The 18,588-nt window shown below is 31.0% G+C and carries 17 protein-coding genes; 4 read left to right on the top strand and 13 right to left on the bottom strand.

The features are described 5' to 3' along the window. Positions 1 to 220 precede the first annotated feature (220 nt). Positions 221 to 1,804: an ABC-F family ATP-binding cassette domain-containing protein gene (locus tag FYJ83_RS12430; RefSeq protein WP_154440928.1), complete on the top strand. Its 1,584-nt coding sequence runs from the start codon at positions 221 to 223 to the stop codon at positions 1,802 to 1,804. Between the two features lie 26 nt (positions 1,805 to 1,830). On the opposite strand, the gene phnE is transcribed toward FYJ83_RS12430, so the two are convergent. The 8 genes from phnE to htrA form a co-directional block, all read right to left on the bottom strand. Next, the gene (gene phnE, locus FYJ83_RS12425) at positions 1,831 to 3,408 is read right to left on the bottom strand and encodes a phosphonate ABC transporter, permease protein PhnE (protein WP_216584565.1); all 1,578 of its coding nucleotides are present in this window, start codon (positions 3,406 to 3,408) and stop codon (positions 1,831 to 1,833) included. Further along, positions 3,380 to 4,111: a phosphonate ABC transporter ATP-binding protein gene (gene phnC, locus FYJ83_RS12420; RefSeq protein WP_154440926.1), complete on the bottom strand. Its 732-nt coding sequence runs from the start codon at positions 4,109 to 4,111 to the stop codon at positions 3,380 to 3,382. Before phnC ends, phnE begins: the two co-directional genes overlap by 29 nt. After that, the gene (locus FYJ83_RS12415; RefSeq protein WP_154440924.1) at positions 4,112 to 4,984 is read right to left on the bottom strand and encodes a phosphate/phosphite/phosphonate ABC transporter substrate-binding protein; all 873 of its coding nucleotides are present in this window, start codon (positions 4,982 to 4,984) and stop codon (positions 4,112 to 4,114) included. 164 nt (positions 4,985 to 5,148) lie between these two features. Then, the gene (locus tag FYJ83_RS12410; RefSeq protein WP_154440922.1) at positions 5,149 to 6,771 is read right to left on the bottom strand and encodes a PucR family transcriptional regulator; all 1,623 of its coding nucleotides are present in this window, start codon (positions 6,769 to 6,771) and stop codon (positions 5,149 to 5,151) included. Between the two features lie 118 nt (positions 6,772 to 6,889). Continuing rightward, positions 6,890 to 8,269 (bottom strand): amidohydrolase, encoded by a 1,380-nt coding sequence (locus FYJ83_RS12405; RefSeq protein WP_154440920.1) that lies wholly within the window; start codon positions 8,267 to 8,269, stop codon positions 6,890 to 6,892. 22 nt (positions 8,270 to 8,291) lie between these two features. Further along, on the bottom strand, positions 8,292 to 8,981 hold the full coding sequence (locus FYJ83_RS12400; protein ID WP_154440918.1) for a hypothetical protein: 690 nt from the start codon (positions 8,979 to 8,981) through the stop codon (positions 8,292 to 8,294). A 25-nt stretch (positions 8,982 to 9,006) separates the two neighbouring features. Continuing rightward, positions 9,007 to 9,702 (bottom strand): DUF5058 family protein, encoded by a 696-nt coding sequence (locus tag FYJ83_RS12395; protein ID WP_154440916.1) that lies wholly within the window; start codon positions 9,700 to 9,702, stop codon positions 9,007 to 9,009. 159 nt (positions 9,703 to 9,861) lie between these two features. Next, entirely contained in the window at positions 9,862 to 11,106 is a 1,245-nt protein-coding gene (htrA, locus tag FYJ83_RS12390; protein WP_229768581.1) for a serine protease HtrA, read from the bottom strand. Positions 11,107 to 11,275: 169 nt separating this feature from the next. Between htrA and FYJ83_RS12385 the strand changes: the two genes are divergently transcribed. Genes FYJ83_RS12385 through FYJ83_RS12375 form a run of 3 tightly spaced genes read left to right on the top strand, consistent with a single transcriptional unit; the run spans position 11,276 to position 13,984 of the window. Then, positions 11,276 to 11,938, top strand: coding sequence for a response regulator transcription factor (locus FYJ83_RS12385; protein WP_154440914.1), 663 nt, complete (start codon positions 11,276 to 11,278; stop codon positions 11,936 to 11,938). Beyond that, entirely contained in the window at positions 11,935 to 13,287 is a 1,353-nt protein-coding gene (locus FYJ83_RS12380) for a HAMP domain-containing sensor histidine kinase (RefSeq protein ID WP_154440912.1), read from the top strand. Before FYJ83_RS12385 ends, FYJ83_RS12380 begins: the two co-directional genes overlap by 4 nt. Before the next feature lie 10 nt (positions 13,288 to 13,297). Then, on the top strand, positions 13,298 to 13,984 hold the full coding sequence (locus FYJ83_RS12375; protein ID WP_154440910.1) for an MBL fold metallo-hydrolase: 687 nt from the start codon (positions 13,298 to 13,300) through the stop codon (positions 13,982 to 13,984). Between the two features lie 12 nt (positions 13,985 to 13,996). On the opposite strand, the gene FYJ83_RS12370 is transcribed toward FYJ83_RS12375, so the two are convergent. From FYJ83_RS12370 to FYJ83_RS12350, 5 genes are read right to left on the bottom strand one after another with little or no spacing between them, the layout of a single operon-like run. Next, entirely contained in the window at positions 13,997 to 14,668 is a 672-nt protein-coding gene (locus FYJ83_RS12370) for a YczE/YyaS/YitT family protein (protein WP_154440908.1), read from the bottom strand. Further along, on the bottom strand, positions 14,665 to 15,414 hold the full coding sequence (locus FYJ83_RS12365) for an exodeoxyribonuclease III (protein ID WP_154440906.1): 750 nt from the start codon (positions 15,412 to 15,414) through the stop codon (positions 14,665 to 14,667). Before FYJ83_RS12365 ends, FYJ83_RS12370 begins: the two co-directional genes overlap by 4 nt. A gap of 20 nt (positions 15,415 to 15,434) precedes the next feature. Then, a complete protein-coding gene (locus FYJ83_RS12360; RefSeq protein WP_154440904.1) occupies positions 15,435 to 16,688 on the bottom strand; it encodes a DEAD/DEAH box helicase in 1,254 nt (417 codons plus the stop codon). 49 nt (positions 16,689 to 16,737) lie between these two features. Further along, complete coding sequence (locus FYJ83_RS12355; RefSeq protein ID WP_154440902.1) at positions 16,738 to 17,607, bottom strand: tRNA 2-thiocytidine biosynthesis TtcA family protein; 870 nt, start codon at positions 17,605 to 17,607, stop codon at positions 16,738 to 16,740. A gap of 5 nt (positions 17,608 to 17,612) precedes the next feature. Continuing rightward, complete coding sequence (locus tag FYJ83_RS12350; RefSeq protein ID WP_154440900.1) at positions 17,613 to 18,539, bottom strand: DMT family transporter; 927 nt, start codon at positions 18,537 to 18,539, stop codon at positions 17,613 to 17,615. Positions 18,540 to 18,588: the final 49 nt, after the last annotated feature.

The raw sequence follows: 18,588 nt of genomic DNA, 5'->3' as shown, positions 1-18,588 counted from the left end.
TTTAATCAAGGATCGCTATCGCTTTCCTCCTTGACAAAATAATTACTAGCAATTTAAGAAAACCACAGCATTATTCAGAGAAAATTTTTCAGAGGTCTGTGTCACATATGTTTGACTTCTCTAGAATATTCCTAAATAAAACTTTATTTATATATGACTTTATATCTTGTCTATGTTATAATATTATAATGTAAATTTTTAAGTAAGGGATGGAAAAAAATTGATCAATGTAAATAATGTAAGTTTAAGATATGGGTCACAAAAATTATTTGATGATGTTAATTTAGTATTTACACCTGGAAACTGTTATGGTGTAATTGGAGCCAATGGTGCTGGAAAAAGTACATTTCTTAAAATATTATCTGGTGAAATTGAACCTAATACTGGTGATGTTTCCATTGAGAAAAATGCTAGAATGTCTGTACTTAAACAGGATCACTTCCAATATGATGACTGCAGTGTAATTCAAACAGTAATCATGGGTAACAAAAGATTATATGAAATAATGGTTGAAAAAGATGCAATATATGCCAAAGAAGACTTCTCTGATGAAGATGGTATAAAGGCTTCTGAACTTGAAGCTGAATTTGCCGAAATGGATGGATGGAGTGCAGAATCTGAGGCATCATCTTTATTACAAGGTTTAGGAATCGACACTTCTCTACATGAAAAGAAAGTAGCCGATTTAACTGGTAATGAAAAAGTTAAGGTATTACTTGCCCAAGCTTTATTTGGTAAGCCAGGAATACTAATCCTTGATGAGCCTACTAACCACCTTGATGTAAAGTCTGTAAGATGGCTGCAAACCTTCTTAGGAGATTTTGAAGGTACTGTTATAGTAGTATCTCATGATAGACATTTCTTAAATGAAGTATGTACTCATATGGTAGATATTGACTTTGGTAAAATAAAGATGGTTGTTGGAAACTACGACTTCTGGTATGAATCAAGTCAGTTAGCACTTCAAATGATGAAGGACCAAAACAAGAAAAAAGAAGATAAGATTAAGGAATTACAATCCTTTATTGCTAGATTTAGTGCCAATGCTTCTAAATCTAAACAAGCAACTTCACGTAAAAAGTTATTAGAAAAAATTACTTTAGATGATATAGTACCTTCCACTAGAAGATACCCATTCGTTGGATTTACTATGGAAAGAGAAGTCGGTAACGAAATATTAACTGTAGAAGATTTATCAAAAACTATAGATGGAGTAAAAGTATTAGATAATATTAGTTTTAGAGTAAATAAAGGAGATAAGATTGCCTTTATTGGAGATGAAATAAGTATAACTACATTATTTAAAATTATAATGGGAGAAATAGAACCTGATAGCGGAAGCTATAAATGGGGAGTTACTATTACTAAATCATATTTCCCCAATGATAACTCAGAATTCTTCAATGATGTAGACTTAAATCTTGTGGATTGGCTAAGACAATTTTCCGAAGAACAATCTGAAATATATTTAAGAGGTTTCCTAGGAAGAATGTTATTCTCTGGAGAAGAGGCTCTAAAACAAGCCAAAGTATTATCTGGAGGAGAAAAAGTAAGATGTATGTTATCTAAAATGATGTTAAATAATTCAAATGTATTAGTTCTTGACCAGCCTACAAACCATTTAGACCTCGAGTCTATTACTGCCGTAAATAATGGTTTAAAGGACTTTAAGAGCAATGTATTATTTACATCTCATGACCATGAGTTTATCCAAACTATTGCCAATAGAATAATTGAGATAAAACCTGATGGATTCAACGATAGAATGATGACTTATGAAGAATATATAGAAAAATTCTATTAAAAGGCTAGCCTTTTAATAGAATTTTTTTATAAAAACACTTTTCTTAAATATTGACTTAATTTATCTATTATGATTATCATAATGGAAACTCCAATAAGGAGTAGTCCTACCTTTTCCCAATTTCTCCATGTTATATTAATGGTTAGGGCAGTTCCCACACCTCCTGCACCAATTACACCTAAAATAGTAGAATTTCTAATATTAGATTCTAACCTATATAATAATAATCCTATAAAACTTGGAAATGTGTGAGGTAGCAGTCCATGTATATAGCTTTGAAATCTAGTTGCTCCTGTTACGATTATACTGTCTTGAATATTCCTTTGAGTATTTTCCAATACCTCACTATACATTTTTGTAAGTACACCTGTTGTGTAAATACTGAGAGCTATGGCTCCAGCTAAAGGTCCTGGACCTACTCCACGAAAAAATATTATGGCTGTTATTAGTGGTGGAAATGTTCTCAAAATATTTATATAACCTTTAAAAATTAAGGATATTGTCCTTTTAGGAGAAGTATTATATGCTGTTAAATATGAAAATATTAAAGAAAACGCCCCTCCTACTATGGTGGCAAATATGGCTATAAAAAAACTTTCCCTTATTCCCTCTATCATCTTAGGAAAATAAGATATATCCACTTTTACCATTCTCCTTATAATATCCATACCTTGCCCTATTCCAAGAACTAATCTAGTATAATCTATATCTAAGGATTTAAATATAATATATAATAGCACTACAAATATCATAGGCATATAGATTATTTTACATATTTGAAATCTTTTATGCTCTTTTATATCTGTAAACTTAATATTTTTTTTATTTAAATGTTTTCTAATAAATAAACTCAGTAAATCAATTGCTAAAATAGTCAAAAATAAAATCAATATTATAGTAGCCACATTATCATATCTCAAATGATTTAGATCCTTCCACATAATCTGACCTATTCCACCAGCACCAACTAACCCTAATATAGCTGCTGCCCTAATATTAGTTTCTAATACAATAAAGAATACAGAAACAGATAGCTCAAATACATATGGAAGAACACAATATCTCAATACCTGTATGGAACTTGCTCCTATGGCCCTAATAGAGTTTAGTTGATTTTCTTTAATGGATTCAATGTACTCTCTAAATAATTTTAAAGACATTAAAAAACCAATAATTCCAAGAGCTATAATTCCTGAAAATTTTCCTATACTAAATATACTTACTAGCAAAGCTGCCCATATTAAACTTGGAATAGTCCTAAGAAAAGAGAACAATCCATTTAGTATACTTCCCAATAACTTATTAGGTGTAATATTATTTGCTGTAAATAAAGAAAAAGGCAACGACAATACTAACCCCATTAAAGATGCAATTATTGCCATTTGAATTGTCTCAATTAATTTTTCAATTACTTCTTTACTATATAGCAAGTTTGGCTTCAAAACCCTTTCAATAAGGTCCATCATACTAGGCAAACCTTTATACAATCTAATAAAGCTAAAATCCACTTTATATCCTAAATAAATTAAAATAATAAATATCCCCAGTAAATACGAATATCTATATATTCTTTTATTATTCATATATTTCTTTAAAGAATTCATCTTTGAACTCACCTGCTTTTCCATCAAATAAAAGCTTACCTCTTTTTAGAGCTATTATCCTATTACAATATTTTTTTGCTAGATTTACATCATGAAGATTGATTAATATGGTAATATTTTTTTTCTCATTGATGGTTTTAAAATAATCCATTATATTTTGAGAAGTAGATACATCGAGACTAGCCACAGGTTCATCGGCTAATATTATTTTAGGACTCTGACATAAAGTCTTGGCTATGGCAACTCTTTGTTTTTGACCTCCACTTAATTGATCTGATCTTTCAAATATTTTTTCACTTAGTCCTACTTGAATCAATGCTTTCTCTGCCCTTTTATAATCCTCATCAGTAAATATTCCTAACATTGAGTGAAAAGAAGACTTGTATCCAAGCCTTCCTACTAATACGTTGTCTAAAACTGATGACCTGTCTATTAGATTATAATCCTGAAAGACAAAACCTATCTCTCTTCTTACAGCTCTAAGCTGAGAATTTTTAAGACTCATTATATCTACATCATCTATATAGATTTTTCCCTTTATAGGTTTAACCAATAAGTTTATGGATTTCAATACGCTAGACTTCCCACTTCCAGATGAACCTATTATTCCTACAAATTCTCCTTGCCCGACTTCTAAACTTATATCATCTACAGCTCGTATCTTTCTATCATATGAAACTGTAATATGCTCTAGTCTTAGCATTTAATTTCCCTCTTTTAAATCAACATTCATAAACTCTGCTGTATTTCTTATGATTTCATAATCAGTATCTGTTGCTTCTTCAAATCCATACATATTAAATAACTCTTTTAAAAGCTCTAATCCTTCCTCCGATTTAGCAAGGTTCAGTAAAGCATTTTTTATTTTTTCCTGAAGTTCCTGATCCATATCTCCTCTTATAGTTACAGATATATTTGGAATATAATCTGTATATCCTAGGATTTTAGTCTTTTCCATAGCATCAGGAAAATCCTCTTTATATCTATCTCTTGCATCAACAAAGGTAGTGGCTACATCAATATCACCATTTAATAGTAATTGTAAAGCTTTATCATGGCCTCCAGCATATACATATTCTATATCCTTCTCTATATCAATACCTTCTTTAATTAAATGTGCTCCAGGAAATAAATATCCTGATGTGGAAGATGGGTCTACAAATGCTATTTTCTTACCCTTTACATCTGAAAAGCTTTCAATTCCACTATCATTTCTTACTAAGAATTGGGAACGATATTTTGCTTCTCCAGATTTATTCAATGCTGTAAGTATAACACCTGCATTACTTTCTTGATTAGCTAATACATAGGCAAATGGAGGAATAAATCCAAAATCAACTTGACCTGACCCAAGTCCTTCTACTACACCTACATAATTAGTGGCTGTAAATCCCTCTACCTTAACTCCAAGTTCCTTAGATAAAATCTCTGTTAAAGGCTCTACAGACTCTATTAACTTATCTCCATCCTTCATGGGAACAAATCCCATTCTAATAACCTCTTCCTTTTTCTGAGTACAACCAATAATTGGAATAACCAAGGTTACAATCAATAAAAAAACCATCATTTTTTTCATTATACTTCCCCCTTAAATCTAAATTCTTGATTACAGAATACTACACTTTTATATTAATTGCAATACACTTTTAAGATATTTTAATCGCATTGCCATCTGTATCGTTACTCTTTATTTTTCATTAAAAAAGATAGCCATTAGCTATCTTCTTTGTTAGGAGTATTTTACTTAATTAACTTTAATAGAATTTCAAGTTTCAATCTATTCATAGAGTCTTCTATATCAAAGTTTATTAAATCATTTATTTCTCCTATTCTTTTTCTAACTGTATTTATATGTATAAAAAGCTGCTTTGCAGTAAGACTATAATTCATTTTGCATTCTAAATAAACCCTTAAAGTTTCTATAAGTTCTCTGTATTCAGGGTTTTCAGTCAAAAGCTTTATATCTTTCAACATTATTTCTAACTCATCTTCCTTTATATCCATCCATGCAAATACTCCTAAGTCTGAATACTTTAGGTAATATTCCTTTGGATATAATAATTGCCCCATTTTTATGGCTTGTAAACATCTTGTATAATTTCTCTTTATTTCAAATACTGTATCACTTATATCTGAAACACCAAAAACTACTTCTGTATTATCAATTTTAGACTCTATTCTTTTTTTGAAAGTCTCAGCAGACTTTTCCATCTCCTGTAAATTCCTTTCATAAGAAATACTATCTTCCACTGGAATTAAAAAAATACAACTACTATCATCAATCATAGCTATTCTAGCCTGCATATGTGATATACTGCTATTTATTACTTCTTTTAGCTCCTTTCTACTACTAGAAGAATGAGACTTTTTTCCTTTTTCCTTCATTAATACTAGATAATAATTTAAATTTATATCTAATCCTATATCACTGGCTCTTTTAGAAATGATTTCATCATTAGATAATGCCCCTGTTATTATTTCGTTTATAAAGTTTTCAAAACCTGTATCACCTATACTTTGAGCTACTAATATTTGTTCATATAAGGATTGTAAAAGTAAAAATCCTATACGTAATGCAAATTGGTCAAAATAATCTATAAGTCCTGTAGCCTCAACTACTACAAAGTAAGCCTTTATTTTATCTTCTACTGTAATTGGAATAGTTATCCAACTATATGGTTTATCATATTTCTCATCTATAAATCGATATCTTATTATATTTAAATTATCACATAGTATTTCCTGAGTAGAATCAAAGGATGGTTTCCAGAAATCCTCTATATTTAAGTCCTCCATAAGTTTTATAAATTCAGGAGAACTATAATATGCTTTTTCAGAGGATAAATCATATAACATAGAAGGAAAATTCATTTCTCCCTCCATTTGTGATAATATTTTATTTATTTTTCTTGATTGATAACTCAGATTTGAAAAACTTCTTGGGTTTATATTTCTTATTCTAAATTGTTTAATATTTCTATTCATTACTAAAACATTAAGCTGGTACATAATATCCATCCAAGATGGTCTCTTGGGAATACTTATTAGTGGAATCTTATATTCATTAAATATAGCTATAATATTATCTGGAACAGATTTTATGTATCTATCCAGCTTAATACCCATACCTGATATTTCCCTGAATACATCGGTTTTAACATATTCTTGGAATAGTTTAGGCTGTTGCTGAAATAAATAACCTGATGATATAATAAGCTCTCTTCCCTTTGTCCAATTGTAGCCATCTGGTGCATCAAATACTGCAATCCCTTGTATTTGCTTGTCTAATCCTTCGTGACCTCCTATAACCTTGAAGTCTTTAAAAAATTCTGCTCCTAACATTTCCCTAACGGTTAAACCCATAATATCACCTGCTTATATTTGATTCTAATATTATACCACAAATCATTATATATATAAGAAAGAGATTCTTTACACATATATAATAATGTTAAAGTGTAAAGAATCTCTATTTATTTTATTATCTAAGTGGACTTATATATTTATTATTTTCTGTTCTCCTATTAAATTCATCCTTTGCTTCTTTTACTATATTAGGATTATTTAATACATCATACATCATACCTGAAAATATTTCTGCTGCATATAACATTCCTTTTATTCCAATAGATGAGCCTGATGATGAAGTAGCCTGCCATGAATGAGCCGGAACTCCCAATGGCCAGGTAGCAGTTAAGAATAAATTCATTGGCATTATCCATGAAACATCACCACTATCAGAAGAACCTGCAACTACTATGGAACTGGACTTTTCTTTTTCCAATACACCTTCATGTAGATATACTTTTGTATTGCTGTCTGATGATATAAATTTCTTTGCTTCAGCTCCTACTAATTTTGGATCTAAACTTTCTTGTATTGTTTTCGCAAATTGTAATTCTTCTTCTGTATATTCTGGTGAACCAATTTCAACCATATTCTTATGAGTTAAATCAAATAGCACCTTATTTGGCAACATTTCATAACATCCACCTAGTACCTCATAGTCAACTGTGGTTTCCGTCATCATTGCTGCACCTTGTGCAATCTTGATTAATCTTTCGGTTATATCATCTACATCTTTTCTATGAGGTGCTCTAACGAAATACCAAGATTCTGCTTCTTTTGGAACAATGTTTGGAGCTCCACCTGCATTTGTTATGGTATAGTGGACTCTAGCTGAATCTATAATATGCTCTCTTAAATAGTTTGCACCTACATTCATTAACTCTACAGCATCTAGTGCAGATCTGCCAGACTCTGGAGATGCAGCTGCATGAGCTGATATTCCATGAAACTTAAATTTAATAGAGTTATTTGATAAAAATGCGTTTTCTAAAGCAGTATTAGCATTCATGGGATGCCAACTTAATGCTAAATCACATCCTTCAAAAGCTCCAGCTTTGATCATCTTTACTTTACCTATTAAAGTCTCCTCTTCAGGACAGCCATAGAATCTTATTGTCCCTTTTGTTTTAGTTTCTTCTAAATATTTCTTAATTGCAAGTACCCCACCTAATGCGGCACTGCCTAGAAGATTGTGTCCACAACCATGACCTGGTCCATTTTCTTCTACTGGGTTAAACTTTGTATCTAAAGCTTGAGATAATCCAGGCAGTGCATCGTATTCTGCCAATACTGCAATCACTGGTGAGCCACTTCCATATTCACCAATAAAAGCGTGTTCCATCCCATCTACTTCTTTTATTTTAAAATCATAGTCCTTTAATATTTGTCTATATAAATTAGCAGATTCTTTTTCATTTCCAGAAGTCTCAGGATTATTCCATACCTCTAAGCTTAAATCTTTTACTTCTTCACCTATATCATTTAAATATTTCAATACATCTGATTTATTCAATATACACCCTCCTTAAATACTTTTATATAAGTTTCTTTTTGTATAAAGCTGTACCTATACCAATAGTTCCAAATACTGCACCTAATGTAACTATATAACTTGGTTTACCAGGTAAGAAACTAAATACTCCTGAATTTAATGCAAATGTTAAAACTAGTGCTATTCCTAAGGCTATTGGTGCCAATTTCAACTTTTTAAGAGCAAATTGTATAAATATAGCTCCAAATAATGCAGGTAACAGAAAGTTAAATGATGCAACTACACTTTCTGGTAACGATTCTAAAACTGCAGTACCTGCAAATACTCCTAAAGCCAATATTACTATATTTACAATAACTGATGTAGCCATGCCTAATGTAGCTATAATAGTTCCTTCTTTTGTTCCTGGCTCTACACCTGCAACATTTTGAGATACAGCTGCGGCTGGTATCCTAAGATTTGAAATATTTCCAGTTATAAATGCCATATATGTTCCTGGCACTCCAACTATAGGGAAATATGATATTGGTTCAACTACCCAGTTTATACCTACTGCTGATGCTATAGCTATAAATGCTGTTATAATTGCAGATACAGGTGGCATCAGTTTATATACTACTGCAAGTACTAATGCTGGTCCAAAGGATAATAATACTCCTAACCAACCTGTTATCCTTCCCCACTTAATTATATATGGTAAATAGATTCCATCATATTGACTGTTTTTTTCCATGGTCTTGTCCTCCTATTATTTAAAATTATATTATTGCAGCTATTAACATTCCACCAAATAATGCAAAGGTTAAAGCCCATTCCTTAAGCCATTTTATATTCTTCTTATCTGCTATTGGAGATAGAATAAGCATTATAGCCCCGCCAGCTAGTGCTGCCATTGTATTTTTATTCATTGCCAATAGGTGGCCTGACACCAATGAACCGAAGGATCCTAGCATAGCTGCTACAGATATAATACTTAACATTCCTTTATCACCTTTGGAAAACTTAGTCTGTACCTTTTCCATCTTGTCTGCTGTTAATGTAGCAAATACTATCCAACCTATGGAACCAAGTATCATTGTCCAAACTGCATTTGCAAAAGCTATATTTGTCATTGGATCTATTCCCATCTTAACTCCTACTGCCTCTGTTCCAAAGCCTGCTGCCATCATTTCAAACATTACGGAGCCTATAAATGATAACCTCATCCATGCCATGGGACCACCTACTGTTACTAATAATGATAAAAGTCCTGTTAAAATTACTACTGAAGGTCCTAGAGATGTGATAAAACTACTTTTCATAGCGCTCTTCATCTGGTTATCAGTAAGCCCTATTTCTTTTCCTGTACTATAAGATTTTTTAGCAAAAATAATTGCTTGAAATAATGCTAATGTTATGGCAAGACCTGCTGCCAACCACATTGGAAAGCTATTTGCTATTTTTAAATAATCCATAAGTATTCCTCCTTAGTCGTTGTTTGACTATATGGTATCACCATAGCATATATGTATTCAACGCAAAAACTTTCATTATTTTATCAAATTTTTGAAAATTTTTTCATATAAAAAACAACCTATGAGAAGGGGGGCTACTCATAGGTTGTTTTTTACAGTTTATTTTACATCTGTAAATTCTATATCAATTTGTGATTCTGTATTATTTCTTATAATTGTTAATTTAGCTTTATCACCTTGTTTGTATCTGTATAATGCTTTTTTCAAACTACTCATATTATCTATTTTTATATCATCTATTTTAGTTATTATATCTCCATTTACTAAACCTGCCTTAGATGCGGGAGTATTTTCTGATACTTGGATCAATATAACTCCACTGTTCTCTGCAAGCTGAACTCCAAGTCTTGCTTGATAGTCTTCAACTGAAATACCTGATATTCCTAAAAACACAGTTTTATAAGATCCATTTTTAACTACTTCCTCTACTATTGCTTTAGCCTCATTTATAGGAATAGAGAATCCTAAACCTTCTGCTGTTTTTATTTTTGCTGTATTTATACCTATTACTTCACCTTTACTATTTAAAAGAGGTCCTCCACTATTTCCTGGGTTAATAGAAGCGTCTGTCTGTATTAAATCTTCTATTATATTATTGGAGCTTACTTGAATTGACCTATGAAGTCCAGATATTATACCTGATGTAACTGACCTTTGAAATTCTAATCCCAATGGATTTCCAATAGCCACAGTTATTTCACCAACTTCTAGTTTGTCTGAATCCCCTAAAGTTGCCACTGGAAGTCCTGTAGCTTCCACTTTTACTATGGCAAGGTCCAAAGCCGAGTCATTCCAAAGCACTGTACCTGGTTTCTTATCTCCATTTTCAAACAATACATTTACCTCTTTAGCATTACCATCAGCAACTACATGGGAGTTTGTAAGGATATATCCATTACTGTCTATTATAACTCCTGAACCTACACCTTCTACTTCCTGCTGTGAAAAGAAGTATTGCTGTACTTCTACAGATGTTATACCTACTACTGAACTCATGGCCTTTTTAGCCACGGCAGACACTGTATTTATGCTATCATTAGTAGTTATATTTACTGGTGTTGATACATATTGATTAGCATTAGGGTTTGGCAACACTTTTCCATATAAACTCGGTCCTATATAAGTAGAAGCTAAGCCTCCAATAATAGATGCCACTAATGCTAAAGATATATAAGAGAATAAACTTCCTCTAAACTTTCTTTTCTTCTTCTTATCCTTTTCTGAATTATCTTCTGAACTTTTATAGATATAAATATCTTCCGGTATTTTATAGTTTTCTTCTGTCATTTCTACATTTTCATTGATTTCATTTTCATTCATATTATAATCTCTATTTTCATCCATAATAGCTACCTCCTTATTTAATTATAAGTTATTTATTACTTTTAATAATAAACCAAGAGTATGAAAATAATATGGGGGAATTATGTTTTTGTTGTGGGATTTACTTTTTATTATTGGAATATTTGTTATAATATGTGTAAACAAGTGTAAATTATAATGGGGTGATAATATGTCCTATAAAATATATTTAGTAGAAGATGATGAAAATTTAAACTTAGTATTATCTTCATATTTAAAAAAAGAAGGCTGGAATGTATCTTCCTTTTTAAATGGTGGAGATGCAGAAAAAGTAATCAATACTTCGCCTGATTTGTGGATTTTAGATATAATGCTTCCAGATGTTGATGGATACCAACTAATTAAAGAAATAAAAAATACAACTCCAAATGTTCCAGTTATTTTTATTTCTGCCAGAGACCAAGACATTGATAGAGTAGTAGGATTAGAGCTAGGCAGCGATGATTATTTACCTAAGCCTTTTTTACCTCGGGAATTGGTTATTAGAGCAAAAAATATCCTAGATAGATTCAATGTAAATAATTCTAATATATTAAATCTTAGACCTTACAATATCAATGAAAGCAGCAGAATAGTAAAATATGGAGAAGCAACAATTGATCTTACTTCTAAAGAATACGAATTACTTGTGTATTTTGCTAAAAATCCTGGAATGGCATTGTCTAGAGAACAAATCCTAGACATTATATGGGGAGATGATTATTTCGGTTCTGACAGAGTAGTTGATGATTTAGTAAGACGAGTTAGAAAAAAACTGCCAAAACTTGATATAGAAACGGTCTATGGCTATGGATATAGGGTGAATGAAAAATGAAAAATTACCCCTTATCCCTTCAAATTTGGATTATCATAGCTATTATTACCTTATCTATTTCCTTGCTGTTATCCTTTATACTGCCTTCCACTTTAAGAGATTTTTTTACTAGGGAGATTTATGCAACAATTACTTCTGCCCAAGACTTAGTATTTAATCAATTTGATAGTGATATATATAGGGATTACATTGGTTCAGACTTCTTTGGCCGAGATGAACAATTACTAGAAAATATTAGAACTGTAAGACATTTTATATTTTATGCTGATAATAAAAGTCCCTTAAATCTTTCTATGCCTGCAAAGTTTCTAGAAAAAGTACAAAATGAAGCCTTAAATCAAAAAAACATTAGCCAAGAATACTCTGGTTCCATAGGAAATGAAAAAGTATTTTATATAATTACAAAGGGTAAAGCACTAAATAGAGATGCGTTTCTAGTTTCTTATATGGGAGACTCCTATAGAGAAGATTTAGTTCAAACTCTATTTAGAAAACTTATAGGAGTTATGGTAGTTGTTTTCTTATTTAGCTGGATTCCTGCCATATTATTGTCTAGATATTTATCTAAACCATTAGTGGATTTAGAAAAAAGAGTAGAAAAATTAGCCAATAATGAATGGAATGAGCCTATAGAGTTAAATAGAGAAGATGAAATCGGAAGACTTGGAAAATCTGTAGAATATTTAAGAAATCAGCTCATACGTCAAGATGAAGCAGAGCAGTCCTTTTTACAGCACGTTTCCCACGAATTAAAAACTCCAGTAATGGTTATACAATCCTATACCGAAGCTATTAAAGACGGCATATATCCAAAAGGTACCTTAGAATGTTCCATAGACGTAATTGAAGGAGAATCTAAAAGACTAGAAAAGAAAGTTAAAGACCTGTTATATTTAACCAAACTAGACTACTTATCTAATCATGAAACGGATAAAATAAGATTTTCTCTTGACTCATTAATTCAAGAGGTTATAGATAGATTGTCATGGCGCAGAACAGATATTCATTGGAACTTAGAGCTTAATCCTATATTTATGGAAGGAGATAAGGAACAATGGGGAATCGTAATAGAAAACCTTCTAGATAATCAAATAAGATATGCGGATAAAAGAATTCTTGTTTCATTAAAAAATATAAATAATAAGATTATCTTGAGAGTATGGAACGATGGACCACCCATTGAAGATGAACTTTTAGATACCCTATTTAATAAATTCAACAAGGGATATAAAGGTGAGTTTGGCTTAGGTCTTGCCATAGTAAATAAAATTCTCAACTCATATAATTCTAATATATTTGCTATAAATGAAAATAAAGGGGTATCCTTTTATGTAGAGATTCATAGTTAGGAGTGATGATATGAATAAATTAAATGTAAAAGTAGAGCATATATTTCATAGTGGATTTACTGTAGAAACAGAAAACTTCCTTTTAGTCTTTGACTACTATAAAGGTAATATATCACTAAAAGATAAAAAAACCATAATATTCTCTACCCATTCCCATGATGATCATTTTAATTCTGAGATATTGGAGTGGTCAAATAATAGAGAAGACGTTGATTATGTATTTAGTTCAGATATAAAGATTATGGATTCAAATAAGAGAATATATAAAATGGATGTCTATGAAAGTTTAACTTTAGATAATGTAAGTATTAAAACCTTTGGTTCTACAGATATGGGTGTATCTTTCTTCGTCAATGTAGACGGTATAGATATATTCCATGCAGGAGACTTAAATTGGTGGTATTGGAATGATGATACAGAAGAAGAAAAAATCAGTATGGAAAAATCCTTTAAAGAAGAAATTAAAAAAATAAAAGAGCTTAATGTAGATATAGCTTTTTTCCCAGTAGATCCTAGACTAGAATCAGCCTTTAGTTTTGGTGGTGAATACTTTATTAAAGAGATAAAGCCAAAATACTTTTTTTCAATGCACTTTGGGGATAAGTTCCATACTTCTTTAGACTTTATCCACAAAATAGGGGATATTGATACTAATATTGTGGAAATTACCCACAGAAATCAAATAATAGAACTTTAAAAAAGGTGAAGATTATACTTCACCTTTTTCTACTGCTATGAATTTATCCTTTAAAAACCTTATATCTTCTTTAATATATCTATGATTTACTTCTGCTACATTAAATTTTACTGTTTTAAATGCAAACTGAAAGAAATATCCTCCAGCTATGGACATTATGGCAGTTCCCATACCTACGGAACCACCTAAAAAGTATCCTATTATTATTGCTATTATTTCTAAAGAGTTTTTTACAAATCTTACTGATTTATTAGTCTTTTTAGTTAGTACTACCATCAATCCATCTCTAGGTCCTGCACCAAATCCTGCTCCAATATATATATAACAACCATATCCCAAAACAAGCATACCTAGAAGCATCATAATTAAACTTGGAAAAAATCCATTAAATATAGGTATCAACCTATTAAGCATTAGAAAGTCTACAAATATTCCAATAAATATCATATTGAAAATAGTTCCCCAGCCAATATCTTGACCAAAATATATATCAATAAATATTATAATAAATCCTGCAATTATACTTGCTCTTCCTATAGGCAGATTAAATACATTTCCAAGTCCTTGATGAAATACATCCCAAGGAGATACTCCCAAGTTGGCATTAATAGTCATTACCATACCTATGGCACATACAAAATACCCTATAAAGAGTCTTATAAAACCTAGAATAGTTTTTTTCATAGAATAACCTCTACTGGACAATGGTCTGAACCAAGTATACTTGAATGAATAGATGCTGATTTTATTCTATCCTTTAATGCTTCTGATACTATAAAGTAGTCAATTCTCCAGCCAACATTCCTATCTCTAGCTTGTCTCATATATGACCACCAAGTATAAGCGTCTTCCTTATCTGGATAAAAATGTCTAAATGTATCAACAAATCCTGAATCTAGTAGAAAACTCATCTTTTCTCTTTCTTCATCAGAGAAACCTGCATTTTTCCTATTGGTACTAGGATTTTTAAGGTCTATTTCCTTATGGGCAACATTTAAGTCTCCACACAGTACCACAGGTTTTTTATTTTCTAACAATTTTAGATATTCCCTAAAGTCATCTTCCCACTTCATTCTATAGTCCAATCTTGCCAGTTCTCTTTGAGAATTTGGAGTATAGACATTTACTAAATAAAAATCATCATATTCTAAGGTAATAACTCTGCCTTCTTTGTCATGTTCCTCTATATTAAGTCCATAACTAACTGATATAGGTTCTATCTTTGTGAATACAGCAGTTCCCGAATATCCTTTTTTCTCTGCATAGTTCCAATACTGATAATAACCTTCTAGGTTTAAGTCAATTTGCCCTTCTTGTAATTTTGTCTCTTGAATACAAAATATATCTGCATCTATCTCATTGAAAAAGTCTAAAAAGCCCTTACCTACACAAGCACGAAGTCCATTTACATTCCAAGAAATCAATTTCATTTAAATCGTCCCCCTAAACATTACTTTTTCTTACTATTCTTTTTATTTTTAAAAGCATATCTAGGACCACTGCCTTTAGTCCTTTCAAATTTATATTCCTTAGATTCACTCTTTTTCTTTTCAGGTTTATTATCTGGTTTCCTTACATCTTTTCCCCTATCCTTTTCTACTTTTTTAGTCTTTAAATCTGCCTTGACCTTTCTTTGAATCAATGCTAAATCGTCTCTATCTCTCTCTGTTACAAAAGTAATTGCAGTACCTAAATTTCCAATTCTTCCAGTTCTCCCAATTCTATGAATGTAACTATCTACATTTCCTGGTATATCATAGTTAAAAACATGGGTTACTCCCTCTACATCTAAACCTCTAGCTACAATATCTGTCGCCACAAGAATTTGAATCTTTGCAGTTCTAAAGGATTTAATTACCCTTTCCCTTTTAGCTTGACTAAGGTCTCCATGAAGTTCGTCTGTATTATATCCCCTAGAAAGCAATTCACCATTTAAGGCAATTACTCCTTGCTTTGTGCGGCAAAATACAATTGCTAAATAAGGATTATATTCATCAATTAATTTGCAAAGTGTATCTATCTTTTTTCTTTCTGTAGTTTCTATAACTATCTGCTCTATTTCATCTAAGGTAATGTTCTTTCCTTGTATTTCGATTTGTAAAGGATTTTTCATAAATCTTTTACCTAGTGATCTTATTTCATTAGGTATTGTAGCTGAAAACAACATGGTCTGACGAGTCTTTGGTGTACTTACTATAATACTTTCCACATCTTTTAAAAATCCCATATTGAGCATTTCATCTGCTTCATCTAGTACCAAAAAACTAAGTCTGCCAAAGTCTATGGTTTCCCTTCTCATATGATCCAACAATCTTCCAGGAGTTGCTATTACCAAATGAATTCCATTTTTTAGCTTTCTTATTTGCTGCTCCACATCTTGACCACCATAGGCAGCTAAAATATTTATTTCCTTTTCTCCCATAAGCCTTTTGGCCTCATTAGTAACTTGAATCGCTAGTTCTCTAGTTGGAGTTATAATTAGTCCTTGTATATATGGCTTATTTGCATCTATTTTCTGTATAATTGGCAATAAAAATGCTAAAGTCTTACCTGTTCCTGTTTGAGCCTGAGCTACTACATCACGTCCATTTACTAATTCCTTTATGGTTTTTTCTTGAATAGGTGTAGGTTCTGTTATTCCATTTTTATTTAATATAGATTCCAGTTCTTTACTTATTCCGAGATTCTTAAAACTTTCTGACATTAGAACACCTTCCTTCTTATATATTATTACACTCTTTATTTAATAAATTCTAATATTCTTCTAAAAATAAATGTTTTTCTTCATTTTTCTGCCATCCTAATATTCCATCCATATTTACATTCTCTGCGGCTCTAAATATATTCATATCCACATTGGCAAAGTCTTTCCTTAGTCCTTCTAATAAATCTTTTATTTCATATCTCTTATTTCCTATTTTCTTAGCTGCCACCATACAAGCACAGTTTAAAGGCCATATTCCAGCATTTTGAATAAACCTTTGAATATATTTCTCCTCCACTAAATATAAGGGTCTTATTAATTCCATGTTTTCAAAATTCTGAGCCTTTAGCTTAGGCATCATAGTCTTAAAATTACCTGCACACAATAAATTCAGCATGGTAGTCTCTATTACATCGTTGAAATGGTGTCCTAGAGCCAATTTATTACAGCCTAGCTCTTGAGCCTTTCCATATAGGGAGCCTCTTCTCATTCTAGCACACATATAGCAAGGATAATCATTGGCTATTTTATCTGCAACTTGAAATATATCTGCATCATATATAGAAACAGGTATATCTAAATACTTACAGTTATCTTCTAAAAGACTGCGTATGTCCTTATGATACCCAGGATCCATGGCAATGAACTCTAATTCAAAATTTTGATTCCCATTTTTATATAACTCTTGAAAAAGCTTTGCCATAAGAAGACTATCTTTCCCCCCTGATATGGCAACTGCTATTTTATCTCCATCTTCTATTAAATTGTACTCCTTTATTGCCTTAATAAACTTAGACCATATATTTTTTCTATAGGTCTTTATAATACTTCTTTCTATATCCTTTAATGGTTTTCTATCATTAAAAGGAACTAATATTTCACAGCCTGTTCCCTTTATTCCATTATTTTTTTCATCCATATCTATCACTCCAATTGACCTAATATTTCTTCTTTTTCTTCAAAATATACTGTTCCCCATACTCCTATTAAAATCACAATCGCTCCAATAAAATCATACCAAAAAAAGTCCTCTTTTAATATTACAACTCCAGCAAATATTGATACTATTGTACAAAGATTGGAAAAGACTGACGATTGGGATACTGGTATTTTAGATATTGTATAATTAACCATAAAAAAAGCAACTATTGATGATAATATTCCCAAATATAGTAATGGGATTATTGCTTGGCTATGAGCTAATGGTGCAAAATAGTTTCTCATATTTCCTTTTATTAGATTTATAATAATAAGTACAGTATTAAATGAAATAGCACCTATCCACATCATAACATATGTAATTTCAACAGGTGTAAAATCTATAGAAGATTTTTTCGATCCAATATTATAGAAAGAAGATGATATTATAGCAAAAAATAAAAATATAATCCCTAAAAAATTGCCTGATAGCCTTAAACTATCTTTCATTATATTAATAAAAATTACTCCCCCAACAGATAAAACTATAAACCCCAATTGAATAGGACTAAGTCTTTCATGTAAAAATATCATACTAAATATAGCTACAAATACAGGTATCAAAGCTATCATAAGACCTGCCTCTGAAGAAGAAGTCATATTTATTCCCAAAGACTCAAATAAAAAATATAATACTGGTTCACAAATAGATGTAAGTAATACAATCTTTAGACTCTTTCCTTTTAAATTTACCTTAATAATTCCAAAGATTTTAAGCAAAGTCATTGTTAAAGCTGCCAATAAAAACCTAAATGCTATAAGTTCTATTGGTGTCATGACTTTGAGTCCTATTTTAGAAAACATAAAAGAAAATCCAAATATAGTTGAATATATAATTGCCGAAAATATAGGTAAATATTTGTTATTTCTCAAATAAACTTCCCCCTTTAATAACCAAGATAATCCTTATCTAGAATAATAT

The sequence above is a fragment of the Tissierella pigra genome, assembly GCF_009695605.1.
GTDB lineage: Bacteria > Bacillota > Clostridia > Tissierellales > Tissierellaceae > Tissierella > Tissierella pigra.
The sequence above is the reverse complement of the archived record's forward strand: the minus strand, read 5'-3'. Positions and strand labels throughout refer to the sequence as shown.